This window comes from Bacillus sp. FSL M8-0049 (assembly GCF_038593355.1).
Lineage (GTDB): Bacteria > Bacillota > Bacilli > Bacillales > Bacillaceae > Bacillus > Bacillus safensis.
This window is the reverse complement of the sequence record NZ_CP151986.1, coordinates 367,330-388,815: the sequence shown is the minus strand read 5'-3', so window position 1 is coordinate 388,815 and position 21,486 is coordinate 367,330. Positions and strand designations below refer to the sequence as shown.

General features: G+C 45.8%; 2 protein-coding genes. Both read right to left on the bottom strand.

The features are described 5' to 3' along the window. Positions 1–31: 31 nt before the first annotated feature. Positions 32–10,726 (bottom strand): amino acid adenylation domain-containing protein, encoded by a 10,695-nt coding sequence (locus tag NSU13_RS01945; RefSeq protein WP_342489796.1) that lies wholly within the window; start codon positions 10,724–10,726, stop codon positions 32–34. Between the two features lie 22 nt (positions 10,727–10,748). Next, positions 10,749–21,461, bottom strand: coding sequence for an amino acid adenylation domain-containing protein (locus NSU13_RS01940; protein WP_342489795.1), 10,713 nt, complete (start codon positions 21,459–21,461; stop codon positions 10,749–10,751). Between the last annotated feature and the right edge of the window lie 25 nt (positions 21,462–21,486).

Below are 21,486 nucleotides of genomic sequence, written 5' to 3'. Positions count from 1 at the left end.
CCCTTCCTTTTTTATGATTCATCTCGTGTTGTTAAGTCAATTTCTCCTCAAGCATGTCAAAAATGTCGTCCATTTCATCCATTTCAAGGTCAGCCGCAGAAAAGTCACTTGGCGTAAATTCCCGTTCTTGCTGCGCTAAGCAATGAGTGATGATGGATTGAATTTTCCCCTTCAACAATGCCATGAACTGCTGTATCGTCTGTTCTTCATATTCACGTGCACAATAGGAACAAGATAAAATGAATCGATTTTGTTGAACAAGACCACTAAGGTTCAGCTTATAAACAGCTTCCGAATCAGGGCTTGCCTGTCGTCCCATATCATAAGTCGACGGCCCAAAGAGTTCTGTCGTCACTTCCTGATCAATCTGTCCAAGATAGTTCAAGCTGATTTCAGGATGTACGTGCTGCCCTGACGGTTCAGCGGCTGTCATGTATTTTAAGATCCCATAGCCGATTCCTTTATTTGGCACACGCCGCAGCATTTCTTTCGTTCCTTTAATAGCATCAGCTATGGTCTGATCCGGCTTCGCTTCAAGAACAACTGGATACATACTCGTAAACCAGCCAATCGTGCGAGAGACATCCAGCCCTGATAAAATATCCTCTCTACCATGACCTTCAAGCTGCACATGTACATGGGACTCACCTGTCCACTCTTGAACAGCAAGACCGAGAGCACATAAAAGAATATCGTTCATTTCCGTTGTGTACGGCAGATGAATATCGGTCAAAAGATGTTCAGTTTCTGTTTCTGTCAGCTGCATTTGAACCGATTTGGTTTCGGCAACTTTTCTTTTCGTCACTTCATGATCCACAGGTAATGCGGTTAATGGTTTGCTTTCAATTTCTGCCCAATACTCCTGCTGACTTTTTAAAGGCTGTGACTGTGCATAACGTTCAATGGCCTCTGCCCATTCTTTAAAGGAATGAGTTTTCAGCGGCAGGACAAGCTTTTGTCCCTGAACTGCCTGCTGATATAGAGACATAAAGTCCTCTAGTAAAATCCGGCATGAGACACCGTCAATGACTAAATGGTGTGTCACGATGAGTAAATGCTCACCATCTTCTGCATGGAAACAAATCACTTTCATTAACGGACCTGTTTCGAGGTTCAGCTGACGCTGATACTCATTGGCATATGTGGAAAATGCCTTTTTCACGTCGTGCTCTTTTGAGACATCATGAGAAATAATCGCCAGCGGTTCCATGAGCTCCCGCTGGTTGTATTGCAGGATGCCGCCATGTTCCTGCTTGTATACCATACGCAGTGCATCATGATGTGAAAGCAGTTTTTGCATGACTTGTTCTGTAATGGAAAGGTCAAATCCATTTGGTGCATGAAGCATCATCGAGAGATTCCAATGGTGCTGATCGCTGAATGCTCGTTCAAAGAACCAGCGTTGAATCGGTGTTAAAATGACTTCTCCTTCGACAGGTGATTGGTCAGCTGTCATTTGATCAGCTTCCTCGATATATGGGCGCAGCTCCGCAATCGTTGGGTACTGGAATAAAAGTTTCATATCGAGCTTCCAGCCCGCTTGCGTGAGTCTGCTTGCCATTTGGATGCCTTTAATGGAATCTCCGCCAAGGAAGAAGAAGTGATCGTGAATGCCGACTCGGCTGACGCCAAGGACATCTTCCCAAATGCCGCAAAGCAGTGTTTCCACTTCGTCTCTTGGTGCTTCGTATACCGTTTGATTCGCTTCGATATCAGGTGCTGGCAATGCTTTGAGATCGACTTTTCCATTGGCTGTCATTGGAAATTGGTCTAGTTTTATGATCCATGCTGGCACCATGTATTCTGGCAGTGTGCGTTTCAGGCTTTCTTTTAAGTCCTCTGTATCGTTCTCCGTGATCACGTAAGCGGTAAGGGCGTCCTGATCACCCGCATCTTTGACCGTTGTCACGACCGCTTCTTTCACCGAATCCAGCGTCAAAAGCTGCGCTTCAATTTCTGACAGCTCAATACGGAAACCGCGGATATTCACTTGATGGTCTATTCTGCCGAGATAAATCAGCTCGCCATCCTCTGTCCATTTCACTAAATCGCCTGTGCGGTACATGCGCTCGCCTAGATAAAATGGATCTGGGACAAATCGTTTGTCAGTTTCCTCTGGAAGATTCCAGTAGCCTCTAGCTAGCCCTTTTCCTGCAATCACAAGCTCACCGGGTACGCCTGGCGGCGACAGGTCGTATAACGAACCCATGATGTAAAAACGTGTATTGGCAATGGCTGTTCCTATCGGAATCGTGCCTTTTTCTGGATCGATCATTCCGCTTGTCGCTACGACTGTATTTTCAGTCGGACCGTAGTTATTGACGAGTTGATATGGAACCGACTTTACCTGTTTCAGCTTATCTCCGCCTGTTAGTAAATAACGCAGAGAATGGTTGTCCATTGACATAAACTGCTCGCATAGCTGCGTTGGCAGGAAGGCAATGGTGATCCCTTTTTCATTGAAATACGCATTGAGCTTGATCATATCGAGACGAATCGCTTCGTCGATAATGTGCAGCTCTGCACCGGCGATCCACGTCGGGAACATCTCCCAAATGGAAGCGTCAAAGCCAAAGCCGGCATATTTCGCAGTTCGATCGTCTTTCGTCACTTGGAACGCATCATTGTGCCAAAGTGCAAGATTCACAAGGGACTGGTGCTCAACCATGACACCCTTCGGCTGTCCTGTCGTCCCGGACGTGTAAATCATATAAGCGAGATCCGTTGGTTTGATATGAACCTGAATCTCGTGAGCTTCTCCTTCTACCGCATCTTCTATGAACAACACATGACCTGTAAATGAAGATGGTGCAGTGAGCCCTTTTTGCATTAGAAGTACCTCTGCCCCGCAGTCTTCCAGCATATAGGCAATACGCTGCGCTGGATAGTCTGCATCAATTGGAACGAATGCCGCACCTGCCTTGAGAACGCCAAGAACAGCTGCCGTCATATCAAGAGACGGACGGGTGAGAATGCCGACGCGGTCGCCTGGTTTTGTGCCGTTTGCGATAAGTCTTGAAGCGACTGTATTCGCCCGATGGTTCAGCTCATCATACGTCCAGCTCGTTCCGCAGAAGGTTGCCGCTTTTTGGTGCGGTGCTTCTTGTGCCTTAGCCTCAATCAGGGCATGAACGGTTTGATCTAACGGAACGTTGAGGTCTGGTCCTGACCATTCATTGATCAGCTCTCGTTTTTCTTCTTCAGTTATGAGAGATAGCGCTGAAATTGGCTGATTCAGCTTAGCCAGCATATCGTCTATGATTTTTTCAATATACATGCTCCAGCGCTGAATGGTGCTCTTTTTAAACAGGGCCGCCGCATACTCAAAGCGCAAGCCCACTTGGTCATTTTCTTCAAATACACCAAGCGTTATATCAAATTTTGCATGAACGGTATCTTGCTGCTTTTGCGACAACTTGAGTCCATTCAAATCCGGTAACGTCAGGTCACGGTCATCTGTTGTCAGCATGACACTAAACAATGGATTGCGGCTCGTGTCTTTCGGAAGATCTAACTGAGCCACCAATTCCTCAAACGGGAATTCTTGATGTTCATAGGCTGACAGGCTGCGATCTTTCATTTTTTCAAGCAGCTGCGCTGTCGTTTCTTCTGGCTGCACTTCGTTTCGAAGAGCCAGTGTATTGACAAACATGCCTGGAACCCGCTCGATTGAAGCATGCGTACGTCCTGCGGTCACTGCGCCTATGACGATATCTGTCTGCCCAGTTAACTTGGAAAGGAAAATGGCAAATGCCGTTTGCATCACCATGTTCAAGCTCACACCTTTTTCCGCCATGAGCGTTTTGATGGACTGCACCTTTTCAGCAGACAACCATCTATCGACTCGCCCTCCTTCAAATGACTGAACTTGAGGACGCGGAAAATCAAGGGGCAGTGCTAAGTCTTCCGGCGGCTGTGCATATTGCTCCAGCCAATACTGCCGCTGTTTCTTAAGCAGCGCCTGCTGCTTTTCTTCCTGCTGCCATACCGCAAAATCCTTGTAATGCAGCTGAACTGGCGGTAACGTCTTTTTCTCATACAGCTCTGCGAGTTCTTGAATGAGCAGACTGCGTGTGACACCATCTGCAATGATATGGTGCATATCCATCATGAATACATATTTCTCATCAGAAAGTTTCGCCACTTTTGCCCTCATTAATGGTGCTTGATGTAATGAGAATGGTGTAATGAATGACTCGACGACAGACTGCTCCTGATCGCCCTCTATTTCAACAGCTTCTAATGTAAACGGCACTTGGCGATAGACTTTTTGAACGGGTACGCCGTCAATTTCTACAAAGGCTGTCCGAAGTGATTCATGTCTGTCGATCAAGGCTTGAAGCGCTGCTTCCAGCTGCTTCACATCAAGGCTGCCTTCCATCATTAACACGGCTGGCATATGATAAGTGACTGCTTCTGGATGCAGCTGCTGCAGGACATACATACGCTTTTGAGCAGAAGAGACAGGATAGAAATCTTGCTTTTCCGCCGGCTGAATGGATGTCACCACTGAAGAATCCGTTTCTTCCAAGTAGGCTGCCATCGCCCGTATGGTTGGCTTTTCAAAAAGGACTTTGAGCGGCACATGCTTGTTCAGCTTCGCTTGCACCTTCGAAATGAGCACCATGCCCTTGAGGGAATGACCTCCCAATTCAAAGAAATGGTCAAGAACGCCCATTTTTTCCACTCCAAGAACTTCTGACCAAATGTCACACAGCATCTGCTCAAGTTCCGTTTCTGGTGCCGCATGCGCCGTACGGTTCATATGCACCTCATGCGGAAGCGGCAGAGACTTCGCATCCACCTTTCCGTTTTGGGTGAGTGGAATGTGATCGACTTTCACAAAATACGTTGGAATCATATAATCCGGCAGTGTTTCCGCAAGATTTTCTCTAAACGTCAGTGTTCCAATGTGTTCAGGCGCTGTGTAATAGAGTGCAAGCTCCGGCAACCCGGACAGGTGCAGGACTTTTACATAGACTTCTTGAATAGATGCCAGTGCACGTGCGGCATGCTCAATTTCCTGTTTCTCAATGCGATAGCCGCGGATTTTCACTTGATCATCGACTCGTCCAAGAAACTCAATATCTCCATTTGCATGCTGTCTGACCAAATCCCCTGTGCGATACATTCTCTCTTGAGGATCATATGGATTTTCAAGAAAACGTTCCGCTGTTAATTCAGGCTGATTCAAATATCCTCTCGACACGCCTTCTCCAGATATATAAAGCTCTCCCGGCGCGCCATAAGGGACAAGGCGCTGCTGCTGATTGCATACGAGCGCTCTTGTGTGAGCAATTGGCTGCCCGATCAAAGATCGTTCCTTCAAAGCGTCCAGCTCTTGCGTTGTGATCAGCTTGGTCACTGTACCAATGGTTGTCTCAGTCGGACCGTAATGGTTCATGACTGCCACGCATGGATGCTGCATCATAAATGTCTCAACATCCTCAGGGATCACCGGTTCTCCTCCAAGTACCACCAGGCGTAAAGCATTAAATGAATGTTCCTTAGAATCTGCCATCATATGAAATAAGGATGGTGTCATTTTGATATAAGTCAGCTCTTGTTCATCAATCAACCGCATCAGACGTACAGGGTCTGTATATACGTCTTCACGAGGAACATAGAGTGTCCCCCCTGCTTTTAAAACAGGGAAAATGCTTGTGTAACCAAGATCATATGCATAAGAAGAAAGCAGTGCCGTCCGATCACATTCCTGCAATGTCACCTCATTTATCAGCCAGCTGACATAGTGTGATAGATTACGATGCGTGAGCTGTACACCCTTCGGCTTCCCCGTTGTCCCAGATGTGTAAATGACATAAGCGAGCTGATCAACCGACACTTCCGGCAATTCTAGTGGATGGCTTTGATGCACTGCTTGTTCAACCTGCACCACTTGAATCGACTTATGATTTTGATAGGAATCTGATAGAGACTCATTTGTCACGATGACTTGTGCACCTGAATCCTCTAATGTGTAGCGGATTCGTTCAGCCGGAAAGGCTGGATCAATCGGAACAAACGCTCCTCCTGCTTTCATCACACCGAGCATGGAGACGATGACATAGACAGAGCGGTCAAGAATCAGTGCCACAGTTTGTTCTTTCTCTACGCCTCGTTTTTTAAGCTCACAGCTAAGTGCATATGACATATCCTCAAGCTCGCGGTAGGTGAGTTTTCTTTGATCATCCATGACGGCGATAGCATCCGGTGTTTCCTTAGCCTGACGTGAAAATTGGACATAGAATGGCTCATGACGATTCGTTTGCCCTTCGCCTTTTTTCTCCAAACGCTCTATTTGTTCATGCTGATCTAGTATATGGAGCAAGCCGATCTGTTCCTCTGGATGACGAACCGCCTCACGAATAATCGCCAGGAAGTGAGTTCCGAACCGGCGGACGGTCTCTTCTTTAAATAACGCCGCTGCATAGTCAAAGCTCAGCTTTAATGCTCCCTCGCGTTCAAATGCTTCTAAAGATAGATCAAATTTGACCGAGTGATGCTGAATGGCATAAGGCGAAATGTGCAGATCGCCGAGCTTTAGCGCCGGTACCTCCATGTTCTGCATGTTAAATGACACGCTAAAAAGCGGGCTCCGAGTTGTATCACGGTCTAATGGAAGATGTGCAATTAACTCTTCGAGCGGATAGCTTTGATGTGCAAAAGCGTCAACACTTGTTTCTTTTATTTCTTCAAGCAGCTGTAAAAATGTTTTGGTTTGTTCTGGTTTTCCGCGCATCGCAATGGTGTTGATAAACATCCCCGGCATGTCCTGGATATCAGGGTGTGTCCGTCCAGCAACAGGCGAACCCACAATGATATCTTCCTGCCCGCTATAGGAGGCAAGAAGCACTTGAAAGGCGGATAACAAGAACATATACATGGTCGTATCGGTTTTCTGAAGCAGTTCATGAATGCGCTGAGTCGTTGCTTGATCACAGCCAAACATGAATCGTTCTCCCGAAAAATCACGTTCTGCTGGACGCGGATAATCAGTTGGCAGCTCTAAAACCGGTAAATCTCCTTCAAATTGCTTCAGCCAATACGCTTCATGCTCCTTCTGTTTCTCCGTTTCTTCTTCACTTAGCTGCCAGACAGCGTAATCTTTATAATGAAGGACTCGTTCAGCAAGAGCTTCTCCATCGTAGGCCTTCGCCAAATCTTGAATGAATGTCTTCATGGAGCTGCCATCTGTAATGAGATGATGTGCTTCCAAGACGAGAAGATGACGGTTCTCACTGACCTTCAGCAGCTGAGCTCGCAAAAGGGGTGCTGCTGTTAAATCAAATGGCAATTGACGTTCAGTAAGAAATGCCTCCGCCTCTTCTTCCTTGATGTGATGAACAGGAAGGTCAAATTCAGTCCATTCATGCACCCTTTGGACAATGTCTTCCCCGTTCATATGAAAGCTCGTTCTTAAGATTTCATGTGTTTGGATTAACTGATTAAATGCTGATTTGAGCCGCTGATATTCGAGTGTTCCTTCAAGCGTTAAGACGATCGGAATATGATAATTCGTGCTGTCAGGTTCAAGTGTCTGCAAAATATATAAACGGCGCTGAGCTGGTGATACCGGATATTCGTCCGCCTGCTCTGCTGGCAAAATAGGATGTCCGGCTTCTTCTTGACCATCCTGATCGATGTAAGCCGCTAATGAGCGAATCGTCGGCTTCTCGAAAATCACTTGAATCGGCACTTCCTTTTGAAGCACTTCTTGAACCTTTGCAGACATCATCATCGCTTTAAGCGAGTGCCCGCCAGCCATAAAGAAATGCTCGTCTACCCCAACCGTTTTCCCAAGAAGCTCCTCCCAAATGTCAGCGAGTGCCTTTTCTGTCTCAGTCTCAGGCAGAATGATTTTGATTTCCTCGCGATGCACTTCGTCAGGCTTAGGTAAAGCTTTTCGATCTACCTTCCCGTTCGATGTCAGTGCAAAGGTATCCAGCTTCATCACATGGTGCGGCACCATATAAGCTGGCAGTTTTTGATTGAATACATCTCGTACCTCTTCTTCTGTCAGTGACCCTGTGAAGTAAGCGATGATTTCCTTTTCATCTGAAGAAAGCTGCTGAACAAGTACAACTGCTTCATCTATCCCCGCTTCTTGGTGAAGCACTGATTCAATTTCACCAAGCTCAATACGGAAGCCACGAATTTTCACCTGATCATCGGCACGGCCGAGGAATTCAATCTGACCATCTGCACCATATCTAGCCAAGTCCCCCGTTCGATACATCCGTCCTGACGGCTTAAAAGGATCTGCCATGAATACTTGATCAGTCAAATCTGGACGTTTGATGTACCCTCTTGAAACACCATCCCCGCCCACATACAGCTCTCCTGGCGCTCCAATCGGCTGCAGTCTTTGATAGTCATCTAAAATATAAGCTGACGTATGATTGATCGGCTGACCAATTGGGATCGGACCCGTTTCATCTCCTCTTACTTCGTAAATGGTCGAGATGGTTGTATTTTCAGTTGGGCCATAGACATTCAGCAAGGTAATTGACGGATGCTGCTTTTTCACAAGCTCCGCACTTTTCACATTGATCACATCACCGCCGGTGAATAATGTTTTTAACCCTTTGAACATTTGCGGCCGCTGCTGAGCGAGCTGATTAAATAAACCAGTCGTTAAAAAGAGCGCTGTGATCTGATGTGTTTGGATAAATTGTTCGAACCGGTGAATATCCAATAAAGTATCACGGTCAACAGGATAAAGCGTCGCCCCATTCAGAAGCGTAGTGAAGATTTCAAGGGTAATCGCATCAAAGCTGACAGCTCCTGTATGCGCCATACGATCCGACGTGTTCAAGCCTATTTTTTCCTGAGAGCATGCTAACCTCACAATATGCTGATGCTCAATTTGAACTCCTTTTGGCCGTCCAGTTGATCCCGATGTGAACATGATATATGCCAATTGAGATGGAGACGTCTCGACTGATAACTCCGCTTGTGAGTGATGAGACAAGCCGGTCACACAAACAGCTTTGATACTTTCATCAACTGGCGGCTGGCTGTCAGCATAGAGCAAAACGGATACGCCGCTGTCTTCAAGCATCCAACGGATTCTCTCCTCAGGCTGAGCTGGATCAATCGGTACATAAGCAGCCCCTGCATGTAAAATGGCCAAAATAGAGATCACCGCATCTGCTGATCGGTTCATATATACCGCGACAGCATCCCCCGGCTGAACGCCGTTTTTAACAAGACTGCTGGCTAAACGACGGATTTCTTGTCCAAGCTTCTCGTATGTGAATGTTCGCTCGCCTTCGACTAATGCCGGATGGTCAGGCTGCGCCTTGATACGTTCCTCGAGCAGCTCAGGAATGGACAGATGCTTCGGATAATCTCGCTCCGTCTGGTTCCATGCTTCAATTTGCTGCTTTTCTTCTTCTGTAATACATGTCACTTCATGAAGACGTACGTCAGGATTGTGAATGATTTGCTTCATGAGGTTGGTCAGATGTTTTGATATGTTTTCAATGACCTTTTCTTCAAAAGCCATCGCATTGTATTTGAATGTCAATGTCCACGTTTCACCAGGATAGACAAGAACATTGAGATCGAAATTCGTTTGTTCAAATCCGTCCTTTACATCAATGGCAAAACCGAGACGTGCAGACATGGTGTCACCAGACAGCTCCTGATCTAAAGGATAGTTTTCAAACCCAACCAAATGATCAAAGAGCTTTCCTCCAGCAGCTGTTTTCTGCTGAATGTCATAAAGCGGCATAAAATCATAGTTTTCCGCTTCCAATGCATGCTGCTGAACCGTTTGAAACAGCTGTTTAAAGGTCTGCTCCTGATCCAATGTCACCCGAACAGGTATCGTATTGATAAACAGCCCTGCCATCCGCTCAATCCCAGACACACTTGGAGGTCTGCCTGATACGACTGTCCCGAATGTGACATCATCTGCTGCATGATAGGTGCCTAAAAGAACGGACCAGACAGCCTGAAAAAGGTTCGGTGCTGTCACTTGGCATTGTCTTGCCGCATCTTGAATGGCTTGTACGGTTTGAGCGTCCCATGTAAACGTCCATTCCCGATGATCATATTGTCCGTTCGCTTCTTTTTGCTGCAGCAGCCCTTGGTGCTGAACAGCACCATCCAGCCGCTCCTTCCAATAGTCTTCCGCTTCTTGTTTGTTTTGCTTTCCAAGCCACTGGATATAGTCCGCATAAGGCTTACCTTGTGAGCGATCCGGTGTTCGGCCGTTCCGATAAGATTCATAGTAATGAAACAGTTTTTTCATCAACACACCCATGGACCAACCATCCATAATAATGTGATGGTTGCTCCAAATCAGGTGCCAGTTTGTTTCATTTAATTGAAAAACAGCGACTTTCAACAACAGATCATTCGTTAAGTGAAATCCTTGCTTTCTCACTTGCTTTTTATATTGATCCAATACCTTTTTCTGCTCTTGATGATTCAGATGAGATAGATCTTCTCTATACACATTTAAATGACGTTCAGCCAGTACAACCTGACGAGGCTTTTGTAATTGCTGATAAACAAAGGCTGTACGCAGAATGTCATATGTCCGTACGAGTTCATTGAGACTCTTTTCAAAAAGATCGAGATCAAAATCTCCGCTTATTCCAAGCTCAAGCTGTGTGAAATAAGAGGAGGAATTAGGGTCTAGCATGGCATGATACAGCATGCCCTCTTGCATTGGTGTTAAAGGATATACCTTTTGAATTTTCTGCTTGCTCATAAGTCCACCTCTTCATTTTTGCTTAAAATAGATCCATTAGCTTTTCAAGTTCGTCCATGGTGAGATCCTCATCCCCCACATCACTAGGTGTGATCTGACTCTCATCCTGTGATAGACAATGTGAGATCAGTGCCTTCACATTCTTTTCTAAGAGTTCCTTGAACTGTTCGATCGTACGTTCTTCGAATTCAAGGTGATGATAGGAAATCGTCACATGGAGCATTGCTTGTTCTACGAAACCAACAATATCCAGCGCATGAGGTTTCTCAGATTCAGGGCTCAGCGATTGTCCTGCATGCCATGGAGAACGCCTCAATTCACCGCCGCCGATCTGTTCATCAAACTGACCAAGATAGTTAAAGCTGATATCTGGTGTGACTTGAAAATCGATATCGTCCTTCATCTTGTCAGGTGTTAAGTATTTTAAAACGCCATAGCCGATGCCCTTGTTCGGAATGTGTCTGAGTTCCTCTTTTAAATACTTGATCTGATAAGAAAGATCGTCTGCATGCGACATATCCAATAACACAGGATACATACTAGTAAACCAGCCGATGGTCCGTGATACATTGACTGCAGGAAGGATGTCCTCTCTCCCGTGTCCTTCAAGATGAATAAAGTGCCTGTCTTCACCTGTCCACTCTTTCATGGACAACCCTAATGCCGTCAGCAAAATATCATTGATTTCTGTTTGATAGGCTTCATGTACATCCGTCAACAGACTGCGTGTTTCCTCTTCAGACAATGTAAAACGAATGGTATGTGTATGAAGCATTCGTTGATCCTCCGTGACATGATCCTTTTGAAGTGGAGGAACGGAATGCGCAAGCACCTTTTTCCAATAATCTCTTTCCGATAGCAGCTCATCTGACACAGCGTATTCAGTCAGCTTCTGGGCATATTCTTGGAAGGAGTGTGTTTTTTCAGGAAGGGTAAGAGTTTCCCCGCGCTTCGACTGTTCATAAAGAGCCATGAAATCTTCAAGGAAAATGCGCCATGACACACCATCAATGACAAGATGGTGTACAGCCAGCAATAAATGATCCCCTTGATCCGTTCGGAAAATGGCAGGTCTCACTAAAGGCCCGTCTGCTAGCGGTATACTCGCCTGCACTTCATTTGCCAGCTTTTCTACCTGCTGAATTTGCTGTGACAGCTCTCCTGTTACTTCCACCACATCAATTGTCACATTATTTTCCTCGATTCCTCGATGACGCTGGATGACGCGCCCTTCTTCGAGCGGATACACCATTCGCAAGGCATCATGATGAATCATGAGCTGTTCCAGTACTTGCTGAACGTTTTTCTCATTTAAACCATTTGGCGCATGAAGCATCATCGATTGGTTCCAGTGATGCTGATTCGTAAAGTTTCGTTCAAAGAACCAGCGCTGAATCGGTGTTAAAATGGCTTCTCCTTCGACAGGTGATTGGTCTGCTGTCATTTGATCAGCTTCCTCGATATATGGGCGCAGCTCCGCAATCGTTGGGTACTGGAATAGAAGTTTCATATCGAGCTTCCAGCCTGCTTGCGTGAGTCTGCTTGCCATTTGGATGCCTTTAATCGAATCTCCGCCAAGGAAGAAGAAGTGATCGTGAATGCCGACTTGGCTGACGCCAAGGACATCTTCCCAAATGCCGCAAAGCAGTGTTTCCACTTCGTCTCTTGGTGCTTCGTATACCGTTTGATTCGCTTCGATATCAGGTGCTGGCAATGCTTTGAGATCGACTTTTCCATTGGCCGTCATTGGAAATTGATCTAGTTTTATGATCCATGATGGCACCATGTATTCTGGTAACGTGCGTTTTAGGCTTTCTTTTAAGTTCTCTGTATCTGTATCGTTCTTCGTGATTACGTAAGCGGCAAGGGCGTCGTGATCACCCGCATCTTTGACCGTTGTCACGACGGCTTCTTTGACCGAATCCAGCGTCAAAAGCTGCGCTTCAATTTCTGACAGTTCAATCCGGAAGCCGCGGATATTGACCTGATGGTCTATTCTGCCGAGATAGATCAGCTCACCATCCTCTGTCCATTTCACTAAATCGCCTGTGCGGTACATGCGCTCGCCTGGATAAAATGGATCTGGGACAAATCGTTTGTCAGTTTCCTCTGGAAGATTCCAGTAGCCTCTTGCCAATCCTTTTCCTGCAATGACGAGCTCACCAGGTACGCCTGGCGGCGACAGGTCGTATAAAGAACCCATGATGTAAAAACGTGTATTGGCAATGGCTGTTCCTATCGGAATCGTGCCTTTTTCTGGATCGATCATTCCGCTTGTCGCTACGACTGTATTTTCAGTTGGACCGTAGTTATTCACTAGTTTGTATGGAACTGGCTTTACCTGTTTAAGCTTGTCTCCGCCTGTTAGTAAATAACGCAGAGAATGGTTGTCCATTGACATAAACTGCTCGCATAGCTGGGTCGGCAGGAAGGCAATGGTGATGCCTTTTTCATTGAAATAAGCATTGAGCTTGATCATATCGAGGCGAATCGCTTCGTCGATAATGTGCAGCTCTGCGCCGGCGAGCCACGTCGGGAACATCTCCCAAATGGAGGCGTCAAAGCCAAAGCCAGCATATTTCGCAGTTCGATCGTCTTTCGTCACTTGGAACGCATCATTGTGCCAAAATGCAAGATTCACAAGGGACTGGTGCTCGACCATGACACCCTTCGGCTGTCCTGTCGTCCCGGACGTGTAAATCATATAAGCGAGATCCGTTGGTTTGATATGAACCTGAATCTCGTGAGCTTCTCCTTCTACCGCATCTTCTATGAACAACACATGACCTGTAAATGAAGATGGTGCAGTGAGTCCTTTTTGCATTAGAAGTACCTCTGCCCCGCAGTCTTCCAGCATGTAGGCAATACGCTGCGCTGGATAGTCTGCATCAATTGGAACGAATGCCGCACCTGCCTTGAGGACGCCAAGGACAGCGGCTGTCATGTCAAGAGAAGGACGGGTGAGAATACCGACGCGGTCTCCTGGTTTTGTGCCGTTTGCGATAAGTCTTGAAGCGACTACATTCGCCCGGCTGTTCAGCTCTTTATACGTCCAGCTCGTTCCGCAGAAGGTTGCCGCTTTTTGGTGCGGCGCTTCTTGTGCCTTAGCCTCAATCAGGGCATGAACGGTTTGATTTGATGGGACGTCAAGGTCTGGCCCTGACCATTCGTTCAGCTGTTTTTGCTGCTGCTGCGGTGACAATAATCGCATTTGATCTAACGATTGATCTGGTGCTGACACCATTTGTTCAAGCAAATGAAGGAAATATTCTTTCCACTTTTCAATTGACGACTTTTGAAAGATAGAACAATTAAAATCAAACACGAGCTCAATTTGATCTGCGGATTCGTTTCCAGTTAAGGTCAAATCAAATTTGGCGATCTTCTCTTCGAATGGCTGTGGAACAATGTGAAGCCCATCCATTGATAAATCACGAATATCCGCATTTTCCATTGAGAATACCACGTCAAAAATTGGATGGCGGCTTGTATCTCGAACCGTTTGCACCTGATCTACCAATTCTTCAAATGGGTACAGCTGATGCTCGTTTGCCTCTAACACAAGCTGATGCACATTTGACGCAAATTCAGCAGCTGTCTGATGTCCTGCTGGTCTTGTTCTAAGTGCCAGCGTGTTCACAAACATGCCGATCACAGATTGAATATCAGGATGGGTTCTGCCAACAACCGGAGAACCAATGATGATATCCTCTTGTCTTGAAAGCTTGCTCAAAAGAATACTGTAGCCAGCAAGCAGGACTGTATAGGTCGTACTGTTGAGCGCTTTAACGAGTTGGTCCAATTTCGCTTTAAGCGAACCTTCGATTGTAAATGAGACACGGTCTCCTGCGAATGTTTGCACTTTTGGTCTTGGCAGGTCTTCCGGCAGTGCCAGTACAGGCAGTTCCCCTTCTAATTGATCCAGCCAGAATGCCTCTTCAGCTGCTTTTTGCGCAGCAGATGCCTCACTTTTTGACCAAACTGCATAATCCTTATATTGAACAGGTAATTCCTCTAGTTTGTCTCCCCGATACAGGGCTGATAGCTCCTCAATTAAAATGCCAACAGACGCACCATCTGAAATGATATGATGCATATCAATCAGTAAATAATGGACATTTACGGAGACAGAAACCAGCCCTATTCTGAGTAAAGGCGCTTTTTCTACATCAAATGGCCTGATAAAGTCATTCATCAATTCCTGTATGTCTCGGCCGTTCTGTTCAATTTTTTCTATGTCTATAGAGACATTTGTTTCAATCCGTTGAACAGGTTCATTCTGAACAAAATCAAAACTCGTTCGGAAAGCTTCATGACGTTGGACTAGCTGATCAATTGCCTTTTCAAATTGTTTTTCATCAAAGACGCCTTCTAGCTTTAAGGCAGCCGGCATATGATAGCTTTGCTCCGCATCAGTCATTTTCTCCAAAACAAACATTCTTTTCTGAGCAGATGTCACTGGATAATAGGCCGCTTCTTTGGCAACTTCCACTCGCTTGATCTCCGTTTGATCCGCTTGATCAACTGCAAGGGCGAACGCTTCTAATGTTGGGGATTCAAATAAAGACTTCAAAGTGAGCTCCACCTGCATCTCTTCATACAGCCTGTTCAGCATTTTCATGCCGCGTAGCGAATGGCCTCCGCATTCAAAGAAATGATCATGCCTGCCGATTCGCGGCACTTCAAGAACTTCCTCCCAAATGTTCGCCAGCAGACGCTCTGTTTCTGTTTGAGGAGAGGTGTATTCATTTGCCCCCTGCTCACTGAGATTAGGTGCCGGCAGCGCCCGCCTATCGACCTTGCCATTATTCGTCAAAGGAAGCTCGTCTAATTGCATGAAAAATGCCGGCATCATATATACAGGCAGTTCACGTCCTGCTTGCTCGCGCAAATCAGATAATGAAACAGATCCTTCCGCTGTGAAATACGCACATAAGGTGTCATTCGAAGCAGCAATGACGACAGCTTCCTTCACCTGAGGATGCTGCAGCAGCTGGTGTTCAATTTCCCCAAGCTCGATACGCTGTCCGCGAATCTTCACTTGATGATCGATCCGTCCAATGAATTCAATATCTCCATTCGGCAGCCAGCGCGCAAGATCGCCCGTTTTATACATGGTCTCTCCAGGGCGGAAAGGATTGTTGACAAACTTTTCGCTTGTTAGTTCTGGCTGCTTATAATATCCTTTCACCAGTCCATCACCAGCGACACATAGCTCTCCCGCCACGCCCGGCGGCTGAACTTGTCCAAACTCATCTACAATATAAACAGCCGTTTGACTCACTGGCTTGCCGATTGGGATGGATAACGCCTGCTTCTCAATATGATTCACAGGATAATATGTGGTGAAAATTGTGCTCTCAGAAGGTCCGTACATATGAACAAGCTTGTCTTTCCCAACTGTCTCAAGTGCAGTCACTACATGAGGCACAGAAGCACGTTCTCCGCCAAACAGCACTTTTCTTACGTTTTTCAGGCTGTCTTTTTTCATATCGATGAGTAAGTGAAAAAGAGCTGTCGTGATCATTAAAATACTGACTTTTTCCTTCTCAATCGCTCCAGAAAGCTCATTCATGTTTAAAATATGATCCTTTGGCAGAACAATGAGTTTCGCTCCGTTTAATAGAGCACCAAACACATCAAACATAAAGGCATCAAATACATAGTTTGAGAGGCTCATCACTGTGTCTTCAGGATGAATGGTGAGATAATTCGATTGCTTCACCGTTCTCAAAATGTTCCGGTGTGTCACCATATTTCCTTTAGGCTTACCGGTTGTACCAGATGTATAGGTCAAATTCGCTAAGTCCTCAGGTGAAATATGAACATCTATAGGGCTGTCTGACTGCTGAGCAATCGCTTGATCTTCTGTTTCTATGATGGTTCCCTCAAATGCAGTGAGCACCGAGCGATGGCGCAGCACTTGATGTGTCAGTAAGAATTGTGCACCGCTGTCTGTTAAAAAGTGCTTCACGCGCTCATCAGGGAAATCGGGGTCAATTGGTACATAGACACCGCCAGCCTTAAGCACAGCCAAAACAGAGAGCACCATTTCATTGGAACGTTCAAAGAATAAGGCCGCTTTCATTCCTTTTTCAAAACCATTTTCACGCAAATAATGAGCCAGCTGATTCACTCGGTCATTCAGCTCTTGATAAGAAAGAACCACATCTTCACATTGCAATGCAGGCTGATGACCATGCTGCTGCACCTGTTTTTCAAACTGCGTCACAATGGTTTCTTCTGCTGGATAAGGCGAAGGTAACGGATTCCACCTATTTAACTGAGCTTCTGCTTCTTGTTCAGACAGTAATCGATAGGATTGAATAGCTTCCTGCGGCGCTTGAACCATCTGCTCCAGCAGATAAATATAATGTTTCATCATCTGCTCTGCCGTACTTCGTTTAAATAGAGCCGTACTGTAATCAAGTACAAAGGATAAACCTTGATCGGACTCCATCGCTTGCAGTGTTAAATCAAATTTCGCAATATGGAAATTGGTTTCTTCAACCTCGACCAGCATGTCTCCAATATGCTGAGCTGCTCCATGATCCGGCGCGAGTGTAAAGACGGTGTCAAACAATGGATGACGGCTAAAATCTCTTGGCACATTCAGCTTTTCAAGCAGCCGTTCAAATGGATATTGCTGATGTTCAAATGCCTGCATTGTCTTTTCCTTTACTTGCTCAATCAGCTGAGACATGGTTCCATTCGGATCTACCTCCGACCGCAAAGCAAGTGTCTGGACAAACATACCGATCATGTCATTCAAATCTGTATGCACACGCCCTGCCGCCGGTGTTCCGACCACGAATTCCTTTTGACCTGTAAATTTGGCAAGCAATGTATAGTAAGCAGAAAGCAAGACCGTATACAGTGTCGTGTGATGGTTTGCTGCAAGCTCCTGTAATTGATTCTTTAACACTTCATCTATTTCTTTGATGACCCGATCCCCTGCGAAAGACTGGACAGCTGGACGCTGATAATCGGTCAGCAGCTGTAAAGCCGGAATATCGCCCGAAAATTCTTGCAGCCAAAATGCCTCTTCTTTTTGAAAGCCTTGGTCCTGCTGCCAAACAGCATAATCTTGATATTGAAGCTTCAATGGTGCTTTAACCAAGCCCTCGTAAGCATCTGACAACTCACGCAGCATTAAATCGATCGAAAGACCATCTGAAATCAAATGATGCATATCGAAAAAGAGCAAATGCTCCTGATCATGCAATGACTGCAAACCAATTCGAAGAAGCGGCGCACACTCAAGATCAAAAGGTCTGACAAATTGCTGCATGTTTTCTTCCATCGTACCGCCTGTCAGCTGTTCTATTTGAAAGGACACTGATGATGCTATCCGCTGACGAGGAACACCTTTTATCGTATGAAAAGAAGTACGCAGCATATCGTGACGTGAGATCATCCTGTCAAAGGCTTCAGTCAGCTTCTCGAGCTGCAGAGTTCCTTTTAACCTCACAACAGCAGGCATATGATATGCAGTGCTTTGCTCCAATTGACTCACCATGTAGACGCGCTGCTGTGGAGGCGACAATGGATAATGATCAGCAGCCGGCGCTTTTGGTATCACCGTTTCAGAAGACTTTTCTGCCTGCTCAATATAAGCAGCCAAAGCAGCAATCGTCTGCTGTTCAAATAAAACGGACAGCGGCACCTCCACTTGCAAGTCTCGCTGAACCTGTGTAAGTACGGTCATCGCTTTGAGCGAATGCCCGCCTCGATCGAAGAAAGAATCATATACACCGATCTTCTCTTGATCAAGAATGTCTTCCCACAAATGAACAAGCTTCGTTTCTATATCGTTTCTAGGTGCCGTATAAACAGCATGAACCGCTCTATCACCTTTTAACGCAGCAAGTGCACGACGGTCGACTTTGCCGCTGACTGTGAGTGGAAAAGCATCGAGTTCTTTGAAATAAAGCGGCATCATGTAAGCTGGAAGCTGATGTTTGATAGCCGCTTGCAGCATGTCAACAGACACACCTTTTTGACGAGCTTGATAGTAAGCACTTAACGCCTTTTCCCCATCCGCTTCATCAACCACTAGCACGACAGCCTTATCAACTCCATCTACCTGCTCCATTACCGCTTCTATCTCGCCTGTTTCTATGCGGTAACCCCTTATTTTCACTTGATCGTCCATTCTGCCAAGATAATCAATCGTGCCATCTGGAAGCCATCTGACTAGATCCCCTGTTCGATACATCCGCTCATGCGGAGAAAACGGGTCTGCCGTGAATACCTTCTCCGTCAATTCAGGCTGATTCACATAGCCTCGCCCAACACCTATACCAGCAATGCACAGTTCTCCAGCAGCCCCATGCAGCTGTAATTGATCATATTCATTTAAAATATAAATACGATGATGACCAAGCGGTTTTCCAATCGACACATAGCGCTGTTCAGTTGGTTCACTCAGCTCACTGAGATCTAGACGATGCACCGCCGCATCCACACACGTCTCAGTTGGACCATACACATTCCACAGAGTAAAATCAGGCTGACTCATACGAACTGCTTCGATGAGTGAACATGCTGCTTTCGCAGGCAGCGCTTCTCCCCCAATCAGCATGTGCGTCAATGACATCCCGTCCAAATCCGCAGCAAGTAAAAGCTGTACATGCGCCGGTGTTCCATCTGCCGCTTCAATTTGATGTTTTCTGTAATAAGCCGCTAGCTGCATGCCATTTCTCGTCGTTTCTCGCGGGATGATATGAAGCGTATGTCCAAATAAAAGGGCAGCAAAGATTTGTTTGACCGATGCATCGAAATGGAATGGGGCTAGAAGCGCCATTTGTAGCTCATTCGTCCCTTGATACATCTCATGATGCAAAGCATGGACCAAATGATGCAGCTGAAGATGCTCAATCATGACGCCCTTCGGCTTTCCAGTCGTACCCGATGTATAAATCATGTAGGCTAAATCCTCCGGCGCCGTCTGATCTATAAGCTCAGGCAGCTGTCCATCATCTAATAATATTTGCTGCTGCACGATCAATTTTTCCGAGAGGGCTGGGTACTCTTGAATGAAAGATTCATCTGTTAACACAATAGAAGCACCTGAATCCTCCACAATAAATTGAATGCGCTCCTCAGGTAATGCCGGATCAATTGGTACATATGCCCCGCCAGCCTTTAGTATGCCGAAGACTGCTACCATGGCATCTGTCTTCCGCTCCATCAAAACAGCAACAGTCACATCACGTGAGATACCTTTCATTTGTAAAAAACGTGCCAGCTTTTCTGCCTGTTGTTGCAGCTCTCCATAAGTAATTGTTCCATTTTCTGCTACAACGGCTGTCCGGTCTGCATATTTGTTAGCTGTTTCATCAAACATGTGATGAACCGGTTTTGCTGCTGGCCTTTCAAACGATTCTCCTTCAGATAATTGCAGCAGCCCCTTTTGTTCACCTGCTGAAAGTAAAGGCAGTGTCCCGATCAGCTGATCAGGCTGAGAGACGGCCGCTTCTAGTAATATCAAGAATCGATCAAACATCTTACTCATTTCTTCTTCTGTGAATACATCTGTACGGTAATCCAAATCAATGGTCAATGTATCAGTATCCCAGCGGTCTTTCACATGTATTGAAATATCATTCATTCCGCTCCCGCTAAAAATCGGTTCAGTAATGAACGACAGATTCTCTTTTTTCTGCCACTGCATCACCTGATATTCTAAAGAAATATCAAAAAGGCGTCCTGTAAACCCTTCTCTTTCCCGCAAATCATTCATGAGCAGATTGTAAGGATACTTTTGGTGACGTAATATCTTCATTTGATCCGCCATGACCTGCTTTACGAAATCAAGAAACGATTGCGACCCTTGAACAGATGCACGCATTGGAATCGTGGATACAAACATCCCAATCATCTTTTTTTCTTTGGCATTCGTCCGGTTGCCCATAAAGGTTCCAAGAACGACATCTTCCATACCGCTAAAACGATGTAAGTAAATATAGACAGTGGACATAAACATTGAAAGCATGCTGACTTTCTGCTCTTCACAAAAGACACGAAGCTTCTCTTTTAAAGAATCTGGAACATCCCCTGAAAATCGCTCCGCATATAAACTCATCTCGTATCCCTTATGCGGTTTTAACGATGCGAAGTCTGGAATATGAGCAAATTGCTCATTCCAAAAAGCTTGGTCTTTTTGAAAACGTTTAGAAGATTCATAGGTCTGCTCACTCATGATGTGATCAACGAAGGAAATCTCCTCAACTGGCGAGATGTCTACTCCTTGCAGCATGTCATGATATAAGTCAATAATGCGATTTCCCATTAAAATGATGGAAATACCATCCGCGACAATATGATGTGCTTTACAGAACAGCCAGCACTCTTGATCACTGATTTGAAACACCGTAAATTCAATCAAGGGGCTGTCAATCAATGGCATTGGCTCACGAATCTGCTCGTTTGCCCAAGCCCTTACCTCCTCTTCACTCCAGCCCTTTTCCATGCGAATCGGCTGTTTTTCATAAGGTTTGATATATTGAACAGGCTCCTCCTCTTCATCTCGATACACGAGCCTCAGACGAAGAGAGTCAGTTTGTCGAATGTACGCTTGAAGCACATCGACGACCAAAGAAGGATCGAGACCAGATGCTGATCTCAACCTGGCGAATCCACCCAAATTAGAAATACTTGTACCTGGATAAAATCTTTCCGTGTAGAATACTCGCTTTTGCGCATATGTTAAGGGGTAATAAACTGTATTCATTCTCATCCTCCGCCTCTTCTATGTT